This window comes from Providencia sp. (assembly GCF_003533305.1).
Lineage (GTDB): Bacteria > Pseudomonadota > Gammaproteobacteria > Enterobacterales > Enterobacteriaceae > Providencia.
This window is the reverse complement of record NZ_DOEH01000011.1, coordinates 24204-37265: the sequence shown is the minus strand read 5'-3', so window position 1 is coordinate 37265 and position 13062 is coordinate 24204. Positions and strand designations below refer to the sequence as shown.

The following is a 13062-nucleotide window of genomic DNA, read 5'->3' as shown; positions in this document are numbered from 1 at the left end:
CTTTCGATGTCGACACTAAATTCAATGAATCAGGTCGTTGTTGCGAGGTGTGTATATTACGTTTTTCTTTCAGAAAGTCAAGTAGTTATTTTCAACTTTATCTTTCTTTTTTCACCTCTTACTGTCATCGGGGTTATTTTTCAAACCTCACCACCGAAGCGGTTTGCCGTGTCAGTGGATGCGCATTATAGGGAGTCAGAAAATTCGCGCAATAGTTTTTTTGCATTTTTTAGTTCAACTGCTGCAATCCACAGCAAAACCCCTACTTATACTTTTTTATCCACAAACTTATCCACAGATAGAAAAATATTCAAAATTTAGCGCGCATTACGCAAACGTTTGCGCTACAATTAGCGCGAAAAATCAGCATTAATTTTATGTTTATGTTCTGAAATTGTTAGTGACTTATATATAGCTATTGAAGAAGTCTCAATATTCAGCTTTTATAGATAGCGATATAAGAAGAGCCATAGGCTCTTTAACTCATTTGATACGCTCTAATTCTTTCTTATCCAAGGGATCTATTTCATGCAACTGCTTCGTCCAATTCGCCGTGCCCTGCTTAGTGTGTCTGATAAAACAGGGGTTGTTGAATTCGCTAAGGCGCTTTCTCACCGAGGAGTTGAGCTTCTCTCTACTGGTGGAACTGCAAAACTATTAGCAGAATCAGGCCTGAAGGTTACAGAGGTTTCGGATTACACGGGTTTTCCTGAAATGATGGATGGACGTGTTAAAACACTACATCCGAAAATTCATGGTGGGATCTTAGGTCGTCGTGGGACTGATGATGCCATCATGCAAGAACATAATATTGAACCCATCGATATGGTTGTCGTCAATTTATATCCTTTTGCACAAACTGTCGCGAAACCCAATTGTACATTAGAAGATGCTGTCGAAAATATCGATATTGGTGGCCCAACAATGGTGCGCTCCGCAGCAAAAAACCATAAAGATGTAGCAATTGTGGTTAACAGTAATGACTACCAAATTGTCATTGATGAAATGGATAACCATGATAACTCGCTGAATTGGTCAACTCGCTTTGACTTAGCGATTAAAGCTTTTGAACATACTGCCGCTTATGACAGTATGATTGCGAACTACTTTGGTGAACTTGTTGCCCCTTATTATGGTGACACCACTCAACCTTCTGGTCGCTTCCCTCGAACCTTGAATTTAAACTTTATTAAAAAACAAGATATGCGTTATGGCGAGAATAGTCATCAAGATGCCGCTTTCTATATAGAAGAAAATCCAAAAGAAGCGTCCATCGCAACGGCAACTCAAATTCAAGGCAAAGCATTATCCTACAATAATATTGCAGATACTGATGCTGCTCTTGAATGTGTAAAATCATTTGATGAAGCAGCTTGCGTGATCGTTAAGCACGCTAACCCTTGTGGTGTCGCTATTGGCAATAATATTTTTACTGCTTATGACCGAGCATTTAAAACTGACCCGACATCTGCATTTGGTGGAATTATTGCCTTTAACCGTCCACTAGATAAAAATACAGCCCAAGCTATAGTTGACCGTCAATTCGTTGAAGTCATTATTGCCCCTTCAGTTGATCAAGATGCATTACCTATACTGGAAACTAAGCAAAACGTTCGAGTTCTTATTTGCGGTAAATGGGAAAAACCTATCGCGGGCTTAGATTTTAAACGTGTGAATGGCGGTTTACTGGTTCAAGATCGTGATTTAGGCATGGTAAAAGAAGATGAGTTACGCGTTGTCACTAAACGCCAGCCTACTGAGCGCGAAATGAAAGATGCTCTTTTTTGCTGGAAGGTTGCTAAATTTGTTAAATCAAATGCCATCGTATATTCGAAAAATGATATGACTATCGGTATCGGGGCTGGGCAAATGAGCCGTGTCTATTCCGCAAAAATTGCAGGTATTAAAGCCGCAGATGAAGGTTTAGAAGTTGCCGGCTGTGCAATGGCATCAGATGCATTCTTCCCTTTCCGTGATGGTATCGATGCGGCAGCAGCTGTTGGCGTGACTTGTGTTATCCAACCTGGCGGCTCTATTCGAGATAATGAAGTTATCGATGCGGCAAATGAACATGGCATCGCGATGATCTTTACCAATATGCGTCACTTCCGTCATTAATTATTAAAGGTGTATTGATGAATATATTAATTATTGGTGGCGGTGGTCGTGAACACGCACTAGCGTGGAAAGCCGCACAATCACCACTTGCAGATAAAGTCTATGTCGCGCCAGGTAATGCAGGAACGGCACTCGAGCCGACATTAGAAAATGTGGATATTGCAGCAACAGATATCGATGCATTACTTCAATTCGCAAAAGACAAACAAATTGATTTAACGATTGTTGGTCCTGAAGCACCATTAGTCATTGGTATTGTTAATCAATTCCAAAATGCAGGGCTAACCATTTTTGGCCCGACTCAAGGTGCTGCTCAGCTTGAAGGCTCAAAAGCATTTACTAAAGACTTCCTAGAGCGCCATAACATTCCAACGGCTGACTATCAAAATTTTACTGAGATTGAGCCAGCGCTCGCTTATTTAGATAAAGTTGGTGCACCAATTGTTATCAAAGCCGATGGACTTGCGGCCGGTAAAGGCGTGATTGTCGCCATGACATTGCAAGAAGCTAAAAATGCCGTGCATGATATGCTTGCAGGTAATGCTTTTGGTGATGCAGGACATCGCATTGTAATCGAGGAATTTCTTGACGGTGAAGAAGCTAGTTTCATTGTCATGGTTGATGGTGAAAATGTCATTCCAATGGCAACCAGCCAAGATCATAAACGTGTTGGTGATGGTGATACAGGCCTTAATACCGGTGGTATGGGTGCATATTCACCTGCTCCTGTTGTTACAGATGAAGTTCATCAGAAAGTAATGCAACAAGTGATTTATCCAACGGTTAAAGGAATGGATAAAGAAGGAAATCGCTATCAAGGTTTTCTATATGCAGGTTTAATGATTGATAAATTAGGTAATCCTAAAGTTATCGAGTTTAACTGCCGCTTTGGTGATCCTGAAACACAGCCAATTATGATGCGCTTACAATCTGATTTAGTCGCATTATGCCTTGCCGGTGCTAAAGGCGAACTTGCAGGAAAAGATTCACTTTGGGATGAGCGTCCTGCACTTGGTGTTGTTATTGCCGCAGGCGGCTACCCCGGCGATTATCATAATGGTGATATCATTTCAGGATTACCTACTGAAGAATTTACTGATAGTAAAGTTTTCCATGCAGGTACAACGATGAAAGATAATAAGGTTGTCACTGCCGGTGGACGTGTCCTTTGTGTTACCGCGCTCGGCGCCGATATCGCAAAAGCACAAGCTAAAGCTTATGAAGCTGCCAAAACTATTCATTGGGATAATAGCTTTTATCGCAATGACATCGGTTATCGCGCAATTTCTCGTATTAAATAGCCTTTAATTATCATGACACCGAAAGCTGATACATCGTTATCAGCTTTTTTATTCTCAATACTTGTGTTTGATTTTTGCCTCTACTCAGAGTCAGCGCTTCTAAGTATTTTGAATTACAACTAGACGGAAAAATTACTTATATCTAAGGTAAGTTACTGAAACCAATAATGTTGTAGTTTGGAAGGCGACGAGCGGTGAGGTTATAAGCTCTCTTTAGAAGGTTCCCAGCGACAAAAATCGGTATCAGCGACCATCAACAACTGGTTTCCCTCTGGAGACTCCAGCCAGGCGATATTCAACTGGTTATGCCAAACTTTTGATCGGCTCTGTAACCAATCCTCTGCATAAGACTCAAATTTCACCTCACGGACATCGCCTTGGCAAGTTGTGACTTTACCTTGCTGCCAACGTCCTTGATAAAGTTCAACTTTACCCACAATTAATGCAGTATTTGTCTCAAGAATACGCTCAGCCTCAAAACGCCAGCGAGTAATTTCATCTTCTGTCAGTGGAATTTTATTATTTGCTTGCTCGCGCTGCATAAAAATAATGTCATTATTTTTATTAAAACGTAGCTGCTCCATAATATTTCCGTCACCTTGACTCATGATTTGGCTACGAATTTGCCAAAGTTTTCCCATTCGGTATTCGAAAAAATTAACAGAAGTATCTGTGCCTTTATAAGGGCTATAAACAACCATTAAGACGAGGGGTTCGCTTTTATCATTGTTGAGTCGCCACATACGAATTACGCCATCATCGGCAATAAATCCGCTTGCACTGAACTCCGGGAGTTTAGGCGAATTAGAGGAGCAGGCGCTTAGCATTGAGAGAGCTCCCAATACCAGCAACCCTTTTCGAATAAACAAAAGGGGTAGTTTTGTACCCCCTCTGATAACTCTTGTATACAACGTACTTATTTTACTGCTTCTTTCAATGCTTTACCGGCAGAGAAAGCAGGTACAGTTGTAGCTGGAATTGTGATTTCTTCACGAGTCTGAGGGTTACGACCAGTACGTTCTGCACGATGGCTGACTTTGAAAGTACCGAAACCGACCAGTTGTACTTGCTCGCCTTTTTTCAGCGTGTCAGAAATAGCACTCAGAGTAGATTCTAATGCTGCTTTTGCCTGAACTTTGGTCAGGTCTGCTGATTCTGCGATAGCATCAACTAATTCAGTCTTATTCATAAATTATCCTTACACAGTGTGTTTATCGTTTGCAAAGCATCGAGTGCGTCGGATATGCCAAATTGACAGCCCTGATACACGCCCCCGATAGCCACTTCTTCTCGCCCCTAAATGTAGACTAGATTAGGGGCATATGTGAAGCCTTAGTACTCAGCATTACTGCGTCAAGTCACGCTTTCGTTAACGAAAGTATAAAAATCAGCTTAATGTAATGCCTATATTGCTAACCCCCGCTTCGCGAAGGTCAGATTTTAATCCTTTAATTAACTCTAAGTCTCGTTCTTCACAAGCTGCCAGTAAACGGAAAATATCCCATTGGATATCCCATTCCTCTTCAACAGAAGATAATTCTTTGAGCTCTTGCTCAGTCATTTCTCGCCCAGCTTGAGTCATTTCAAGCATAGCCACTGTACGGATGGATGTTTCGCTAACCGCTATTGCATGCTCTAATGTTTCACCACTCAATTTTGAGTGAATAACTTCGCCTAAAGCAACACATGCATCAATGGCAGGGTACACGCCATATATATCGAAATCATCCGCGACAGGAATAATTTCTTCTAATTTTTCTAACTGACTGTCAAAATTGACTTTGCTATCTTTTATGATCAAGGTTTCCCAAACTAAATCGAGTATAGAGCGGTAAACTTTTTCATGCGCAAATTCAGTTTGCTGGCAAAACATTTGAAAATTGGGATACATTCTTTCACACAGGCAAGCCATAAAAGTGACATGCTGCCAGCTTTCTAATTTTTCCAACCTCAAATGAATGGGATTTTTTAACATAATTTCTGACTCATCAATCTCAATACTTCGCAGTTTACCTGAAAATCCGCCAATGCCACATATTTTGCTGATAATTAGCCAATTTTCTTATTCATTCGCTTAAAAAATATGCGATTAGATGCAATTCCGTCAGCAAAACGGGTAGGTTCAGGTAGCCGATACCCTTGCAAGCACCGCGTTACCCACTCTAGCGACGACAATAAACTGACTTTATGTCCCGGAGAAATAAACAAAGGGTTACAGCGTTTTTTGCTACGCAGTACCCAGCCTAATTGATTTCCATTTTGCATTAGAGGTAGATAGCTACCTTGTTCTTCGGCGAGTACAACGTCATCACCACATAAACGGCTTTTTGCGACGCCAATCGTTGGAACATTCGCTTGTAATCCAAAATGACAAGCAACACCAAAGCGCCTTGGGTGAGCAATACCTTGACCATCCACAAGAACCAAATCAGGCTTTTGTTTTATTTGTGTCCACGCCGCCATTAACCCAGGCACTTCTCGAAAGGAAAGTAACCCAGGAATATAAGGTAATTGAGTCGGGACTCGTGCTATCTGATATTCAACTAATTCCAATTGTGGCCATGACAACACGACAATAGCGGCTCGAGTAATGCTACCTTGTTGTTCAAAACCCACATCAGCCCCGCCAATAAAGCGAGGCTGCTGGTATTCATCAGCTAAAATAACTTGTTCGGCTTGATGAATTTGTTCTTGCCGTAACAAGTGAGTATCTAAAACCATAATGTACCAATACTTAAGATACTTAATTATTACTAATGATAGATGATAATAGTGCACTTACAAGCTACGGTAAATACACCATGAGTTAAACCTGCCGGCTATTGATGATACTGTCGGGAGAAACGGTGAACGGCATCGATAAATACACCTGCATGCTCAGGCGCAACATCCTGATGAATGCCATGTCCTAAGTTAAATACATGACCATCACCGCTACCGAAACCAGCAAGAATATTTTGTACTTCTTCTTCGATACGAGCTGGCGGCGCATATAACATCGATGGATCCATATTACCTTGTAATGCAACTTTATCACCAACGCGACGACGTGCATCTGCAATTTCAGTCGTCCAATCTAAACCTAATGCATCACAGCCCGTCGCAGCCATTTCTTCTAACCACTGACCGCCACCTTTAGTAAATAAGGTTACGGGTACGCGGCGACCCTCGTTTTCACGGATCAGCCCATCAATGATTTTCTGCATATAATTCAATGAAAACTGTAAATAATCACGCTTAGTTAACACACCGCCCCAAGTATCGAAAATCATCAGGGATTGTGCACCAGCACGAATTTGTGCATTCAAATATAAAATAACGCTATCAGCCAGTTTATCGAGTAATAAATGCAGTGCAGCAGGGTCTTCATACATCATTTTTTTGATTTTAGTGAAGGCTTTGCTGCTGCCACCTTCAACCATATAAGTCGCTAATGTCCATGGGCTACCTGAAAAACCAATCAACGGCACATCACCATTTAGCGCTTTACGAATAGCCCTCACAGCATCCATTACGTAACCTAATTCCATTTCTGGATCAGGAATTGGAATGTTTTTGACATCCGCAAGGCTGCTTATTGGCTTTTGAAAACGCGGGCCTTCCCCAGTTTCAAAATAGAGACCAAGTCCCATTGCATCAGGAATGGTTAAGATATCAGAAAATAAAATAGCGGCATCTAATGGAAAGCGACGTAATGGTTGTAAAGTCACCTCACACGCCAACTCCGTATTTTTACACAGAGAAATAAAATCACCGGCTTGTGCCCGTGTTGCTTTGTATTCAGGCAAATAGCGGCCTGCTTGACGCATCATCCATACCGGGGTCACATCTACGGGTTGACGTAGCAACGCGCGTAGATAGCGGTCATTTTTTAACTCAGTCATTATTTACTCCATTATAATCAGTGGCCGCCGTAAATGGCTAAGGGCTAGTATTGTAGCATGTTAAAGACAACAATATCAGCGCGCCTATTGGCTTGCTTCATCTTCGCTATCACGACAAAGCACAACAGTATCTTCAATTAAACGCCTTGCTATAGTATCTCCTGGCGGAATTAAAGGCAGCTCATTGTAGTGATACCACTGGGCACTAATTAATTCGTTTGGATCAACTTTAATTTCCCCGCTGTCATAATCGGCAAGAAAGCCCATCATCAAAGAATGTGGAAATGGCCATGGCTGTGATGAAACATAGCGAATATTACGAATTTTAATATTACTTTCTTCCATCACTTCACGAGCAACCGCTTCTTCTAATGTCTCACCAACTTCCACAAATCCCGCTAATACTGTAAATAATGGATTTTGTGAATGGCGACGATGTTGAGCCAATAAGATATGATCATCTCGCCGTATACCCACAATTATGCAAGGAGCAATTTGCGGATAATAACGTTCATGGCAATGGTCACAAAGACAAGCCCACTCCGTTTTACTATGACGCATTGACGTTCCACAATAACCACAATAACGATGTGAACGATAAAATTCAGCGAGTTGAACTCCTCGACCTGCAAGTCGAAAAAGTCCTTCATCTTGTGCCGCGACTAAACGAGGGGAAGCCATATCTGAAGGCATTTTTTCAGCAATAAGCCAAACTATCTCGCCTTGCCATTCCCCGATTGGGGTCGCTGTTTTACCAATAAGAGACAACTCTTTAGCTGTTCCTCTCGGAACATCCCCCTGAGGTAGCCACAACCGACCCGCAAAACAAATGAACCACCAACCACTTTCTGTTCCTGCTAATGTTAATTTAGTCATTTTCCATATCTTTTATCTGCATAAAATAATTACCTTTATACCCAAGATAGTCTTTTTACACACAATAATTCAAAAGATTAACGGGTTATATTTCGATGCTTTATTTGACAGTTTTTGTTCATTTTCATAAACAAAATGATACAGCTTTAAGTACAAATTATACAAAAAGCGTCATAAATCTTTCAACTGATTGTCATCTTATCAACTTAGCATGCTAATTAACCAATACGGCTCCTCAATAGTGAGAGAAAAGATGAAAGTTATCGTTCCTGCAATTTTAATATCTCTAACAACATCAAGCCTTACATTAGCAGCAGATGCTAATTTAACTAAATTAATTGATGCGGCAAAAAAAGAAGGGCAAGTATACAGTGTGGGAATGCCAGATTCATGGGCTAACTGGAAAGGAACTTGGCAGGATTTAGAAAACCAATATGGATTAAAACACCAAGATACCGATATGAGTTCGGCCCAAGAAATCGCAAAATTTGCAGCTGAGAAAAAAAATGCAACGGCAGATATTGGTGATGTTGGTGCCTCTTTTGGTCCCGTCGCTGTGCAAAAAGGGGTTACTCAAGCTTATAAACCGACAACTTGGGAACAAATTCCTAATTGGGCAAAAGATAAAGATGGGCATTGGGCGCTAGCTTATACTGGGTCAATTGCTTTTATGATTAACAATGAGTTAGTCAAAGACGCACCAAAAAGTTGGGACGATTTACTCAAAGGTAAATATAAAGTCACCGTCGGTGACGTGGGTATAGCAGCACAAGCTAACAACGCTGTCCTTGCCGCTGCTTTTGCTCGTGGTGGTGATGAAAACAACCTCACGCCGGCCATTGAATTTTTTGCTGAACTCGCTAAACAAAAGCGCTTATCAGTAAACGATCCTACTGTCGCCAATATCGAAAAAGGTGAAGTTGAAGTCGGTATTTTATGGGACTTTAACGCACTGAATTATCGCGATCAGATCAACCGCGATCGTTTCACCGTTGTTATTCCATCAGATGGTTCGGTTATTTCAGGTTATACCACGATTATCAACAAATATGCCAAAAACCCAAATGCAGCTAAATTAGCTCGCGAATATATTTTCAGTGATAAAGGGCAGTTAAATCTGGCGGAAGGTTATGCTCGCCCTATTCGTGCACAATATCTGACATTACCTGATTCAATTAAATCTAAATTACTCCCTGAAGCACAATATAAAAATGTTCATCCCATTAAAGATGCAGAGGGTTGGGAAAAGTCATCTCGTACTTTGCCGAAAATGTGGCAACAGCAAGTTTTAATCCACCAGCAGTAATTAGGATTGATAATGTCTGAAAAGGTCATACTTGTTGTTCTAGACGGTTTAAGTTATTCAGTGGCCCATCATTGTATGGGCTATCTCAATGGCTTAATCAAGGCTGATAGTGCAACACTTTATAAAATGGAGTGTGAACTCCCCTCAATGTCTCGCCCTTTATATGAGTGCATACTGACAGGTATTTCACCCGTTAAAAGCGGCATTGTAAACAATGAAGTGGTTCGGTTATCCCATTTCGACAGTGTTTTTTCCTTAGCACGTAAAGCCGGAAAAATCACCGCAGCGGCGGCTTATTACTGGGTGAGCGAACTCTATAACCGAGCGCCTTTTGTGGCGACTCGTGACCGCTTTACTCATGATGAACAACTCGCTATTCAATATGGCTGTTTTTATCAAGCTGATAGCTATCCTGATGACCATTTATTTATTGATGCAGAATATTTACGCACTCAATATTCTCCTGACTTTTTACTCATTCATCCTATGAATATTGATGATGCAGGACATAAGTTTGGTTTTGATTCAGCGCAATATCGTAATACCGCTCGTAAAGCAGATATTATTTTGTCGAACTATATTCCGACATGGATTGAGCAAGGTTATCAAGTGATTATCACCAGTGATCACGGCATGAATAATGATCGCAGCCATGGTGGCATTTTACCAGAAGAATGCACTGTTCCGCTGTTCGTTATCGGAACACAATTTTCACATGATCCCCAATGCGAAATGGAACAGACCGCAATTTGCGGAACCCTGTGTGCTTTACTCGGTGTGAACTATCCCGATAAATCCGTTTGTCATGAGTTACTGGTAGGAGGCAATTAATGGCCGACATTACCGCTCCTTGCGAACAAACAGCTCAACAACAAGGCAAAATAGCCATGTTAAAAAAACATTTGGCTCGCTTTCATTGGCAGGCGGCTTTATTAATGCTGCCTTTCATCACGCTGTTTTGCCTATTTCAAATTGCGCCAATGATTTGGGTATTGATTAATAGTTTCATTTACGAAGAAGCGTGGTCAGTTGCCAATTATCTTGAAGTCTTCACCAATGATTTTTATCTACAAGCATTTGAAAATACATTATGGCTTTCAATTTTCTGTAGCGTGATTGGATTATTGATCTCTAGCGTGACGGCATTTTCTATTTATAAAATGCAAGGTAAAGTCCGCCGAATAATGATTTCTTTCACCACAATGACCAGTAACTTCAGTGGTGTTCCTCTCGCCTTTGCTTTTATTATTATTTTAGGCTTTAACGGTGCGATTACCTTGCAACTTAAAGCATGGGGGATTATTGAAGACTTTAATATTTATAGCGCCAATGGGTTGATGCTGCTGTATATCTATTTCCAAATACCGTTAGGAGTTTTATTACTTTACCCTGCATTTGATGCCCTAAAACCAGAGTGGGAAGAGGCTGCAAAAACGATGGGTGCTAGTAAACTAACATATTGGTTTAAGGTCGCTATTCCTGTCATATCCCCTGCATTACTCGGTACTTTTATTATCTTAATCGCCAATGCGGTTGGGGCATACGCAAGTACCTACGCCTTGACTAGCGGTAATTACAATCTGGTTACTATCCGAATTGCCAGCTTAGTTTCTGGCGATCTATTCTTAGAACCGAATATGGCGGCGGCGCTATCTGTCTTGTTAATTGCTATTCTTGGTTTTATTACCGCTATTCACCATTGGTTATTAAAACGGAGCTACCATGCAAAGTAATAATGCAATCAGCCCAATGATAACTAAATCTAGTCAAGCTCCTAGCCTGTGGCTGCACAAATTAATTCTAATTAGTGTTGCAAGCCTACTAGCTTTACCCATTATCGCCACTTTTCTTTATTCTATTGCCAGCCAATGGGGGGCAACGGTTCTGCCAGACTCTTTATCAATAAAATGGTATTTGCAATTATGGCAAGATCCACGTTTTTTAATGGCTTTTGGTCGTTCATTGATTATCTGTTTTGGTACCCTACTCGTCAGTACGTTGATTATTCTCCCCATGACCTTTGCGGTATTTTATCGTTTTCCCAAACTAAAAAGTGTAATGGACTTATTGATTATTTTACCTTTTGCCATCCCGCCCGTAGTCTCTTCCGTCGGTTTATTACAAATATTTTCTGATGAACCATTTATATTAGTCGGCACGCCGTGGATTTTAATTGGCACCTATTTCACCATCACTTTACCCTTTATGTATCGTGCTTTGGCGAATAGTTTCCAAGGTATTAATTTGCATGACTTGATGGATGCTGCTCACCTATTAGGTGCTAGCACATTTAAAGCTTTTATTTTGATTGTGCTACCCAATATTCGTAAAGGTTTTCTTGTCTCATTATTAATTTCATTTTCATTTCTAATGGGTGAATTTGTTTTCGCCAATATATTGGTGGGAACCCGTTATGAAACCCTACAAATTTATCTCTTCAATATGCGTCAAACCAGCGGTCATTTTACCTCTGCACTGGTGATGTCTTATTTCCTATTTACGTTGTTATTGACTTGGTTAGCAACTCGATTAAGCCGTTCTGGAGATTAATGATGAGCTATGTCATTGCCGAAAATTTAAGTAAGTCCTTTGGTCAAAATCAGGTGTTTTCTGATATCCAGTTTACGATTGAAAAAGGCGAATTTATTACTTTGCTAGGTCCTAGCGGTTGTGGAAAATCAACGCTTTTACGCTGTATTGCAGGTCTTGAGCAACTAAATAGTGGTGAGCTCTATATTGGTCGTGAAAATATTACCCATCAAGCTGCTCAGCAGCGTGGCGTAGGTATGGTATTTCAAAGTTATGCGTTGTTCCCTAATATGACGGTGACCGAAAATATTGCCTTTGGCCTGAAGATGCGCAAAGTTGATAGTAAAGAAAGGGAGAAAGCAGTCACCGATGTGATTGAAATGGTTGAACTCCAAGGGAAAGAGCAGCAATATCCGCATCAATTGTCTGGTGGTCAGCGTCAACGAGTGGCACTGGCTCGCGCTTTAGTGATGAAGCCGCAAATATTATTGCTCGATGAGCCTTTATCAGCCCTTGATGCCCGTATTCGTAAACATTTACGTCAACAAATTCGTCATATTCAGCGTGAACTAAAACTGACAACTATTTTTGTCACTCATGATCAAGATGAAGCAATGATCATGTCAGATAGAATTTTTTTAATGAATAAAGGCTCGATTGTTCAAAGCGATACAGCAGAAAATATCTATACTCAACCGGCTAATGAGTTTGTAGCACGTTTTATGGGTAACTATAATCTCGTTACCGCAGAGAAAGCCAATGCCATGCTGGGACTAAATCTACAAGGCACCCTCGCGATCCGTCCCGAATCTATTTATGTAAAAGAAGCGGGACGTCAATATGCAGACCATATTTCGCATCCTGTTGATGCTATTATTGTCGACCATCAATTACTGGGCAATATCATTCGTTATTCAGTCAATACGCCAGCAGGAAATATGACAGTTGACCTACTTAACCGCTCTTCAGAACGACTTTTTGAGCCCGGAACACGTCTTGAACTGATGTTTAATAAAAATGAAATTCGCGCCTTAAGCTAATTTAATCA

Annotated in this window: 14 protein-coding genes; 8 read left to right on the top strand and 6 right to left on the bottom strand. The window is 40.8% G+C overall.

What is annotated here, in order from left to right; all coding sequences use genetic code 11:
- The 3 genes from DD649_RS05615 to purD form a co-directional block, all read left to right on the top strand.
- Window positions 1–191: hypothetical protein (locus DD649_RS05615; RefSeq protein WP_294104499.1), on the top strand; the 191-nt coding region annotated here is incomplete at its 5' end.
- Between the two features lie 337 nt (window positions 192–528).
- Complete coding sequence (purH, locus tag DD649_RS05610; RefSeq protein ID WP_294104498.1) at window positions 529–2118, top strand: bifunctional phosphoribosylaminoimidazolecarboxamide formyltransferase/IMP cyclohydrolase; 1590 nt, start codon at window positions 529–531, stop codon at window positions 2116–2118.
- Between the two features lie 17 nt (window positions 2119–2135).
- Window positions 2136–3419: a phosphoribosylamine--glycine ligase gene (gene purD / locus DD649_RS05605; protein ID WP_294104496.1), complete on the top strand. Its 1284-nt coding sequence runs from the start codon at window positions 2136–2138 to the stop codon at window positions 3417–3419.
- Between the two features lie 200 nt (window positions 3420–3619).
- On the opposite strand, the gene DD649_RS05600 is transcribed toward purD, so the two are convergent.
- The 6 genes from DD649_RS05600 to nudC all read right to left on the bottom strand — a co-directional run bounded on the left by DD649_RS05600 (window position 3620) and on the right by nudC (window position 8179).
- Window positions 3620–4246, bottom strand: coding sequence for a DUF1481 domain-containing protein (locus DD649_RS05600; RefSeq protein WP_294104494.1), 627 nt, complete (start codon window positions 4244–4246; stop codon window positions 3620–3622).
- 89 nt (window positions 4247–4335) lie between these two features.
- On the bottom strand, window positions 4336–4608 hold the full coding sequence (locus DD649_RS05595; protein ID WP_294104492.1) for an HU family DNA-binding protein: 273 nt from the start codon (window positions 4606–4608) through the stop codon (window positions 4336–4338).
- 198 nt (window positions 4609–4806) lie between these two features.
- The gene (locus tag DD649_RS05590; RefSeq protein WP_336429459.1) at window positions 4807–5394 is read right to left on the bottom strand and encodes a YjaG family protein; all 588 of its coding nucleotides are present in this window, start codon (window positions 5392–5394) and stop codon (window positions 4807–4809) included.
- A 74-nt stretch (window positions 5395–5468) separates the two neighbouring features.
- Window positions 5469–6140, bottom strand: a complete 672-nt coding sequence (nfi, locus tag DD649_RS05585) for a deoxyribonuclease V (RefSeq protein WP_294104488.1) — start codon at window positions 6138–6140, stop codon at window positions 5469–5471.
- Window positions 6141–6238: 98 nt separating this feature from the next.
- On the bottom strand, window positions 6239–7303 hold the full coding sequence (gene hemE, locus DD649_RS05580) for a uroporphyrinogen decarboxylase (RefSeq protein WP_294104486.1): 1065 nt from the start codon (window positions 7301–7303) through the stop codon (window positions 6239–6241).
- An 84-nt stretch (window positions 7304–7387) separates the two neighbouring features.
- The gene (gene nudC / locus DD649_RS05575) at window positions 7388–8179 is read right to left on the bottom strand and encodes an NAD(+) diphosphatase (RefSeq protein WP_294104484.1); all 792 of its coding nucleotides are present in this window, start codon (window positions 8177–8179) and stop codon (window positions 7388–7390) included.
- A 253-nt stretch (window positions 8180–8432) separates the two neighbouring features.
- Here nudC and DD649_RS05570 point away from each other — a divergent pair, with 253 nt between their 5' ends.
- From DD649_RS05570 to DD649_RS05550, 5 genes are read left to right on the top strand one after another with little or no spacing between them, the layout of a single operon-like run.
- Window positions 8433–9485, top strand: coding sequence for an ABC transporter substrate-binding protein (locus DD649_RS05570; RefSeq protein WP_294104482.1), 1053 nt, complete (start codon window positions 8433–8435; stop codon window positions 9483–9485).
- A 12-nt stretch (window positions 9486–9497) separates the two neighbouring features.
- Entirely contained in the window at window positions 9498–10316 is an 819-nt protein-coding gene (locus DD649_RS05565; RefSeq protein ID WP_294104480.1) for an alkaline phosphatase family protein, read from the top strand.
- Window positions 10316–11218 carry an ABC transporter permease subunit gene (locus DD649_RS05560; RefSeq protein WP_294104476.1) on the top strand — a complete coding sequence of 301 codons (903 nt, stop codon included), beginning with the start codon at window positions 10316–10318 and terminating at the stop codon, window positions 11216–11218. The genes DD649_RS05565 and DD649_RS05560 overlap by 1 nt, the downstream gene beginning before the upstream one ends.
- Window positions 11208–12035, top strand: a complete 828-nt coding sequence (locus DD649_RS05555) for an ABC transporter permease (RefSeq protein WP_294104474.1) — start codon at window positions 11208–11210, stop codon at window positions 12033–12035. The genes DD649_RS05560 and DD649_RS05555 overlap by 11 nt, the downstream gene beginning before the upstream one ends.
- A 2-nt stretch (window positions 12036–12037) precedes the next feature.
- Window positions 12038–13054: an ABC transporter ATP-binding protein gene (locus DD649_RS05550; RefSeq protein ID WP_294104472.1), complete on the top strand. Its 1017-nt coding sequence runs from the start codon at window positions 12038–12040 to the stop codon at window positions 13052–13054.
- Window positions 13055–13062: the final 8 nt, after the last annotated feature.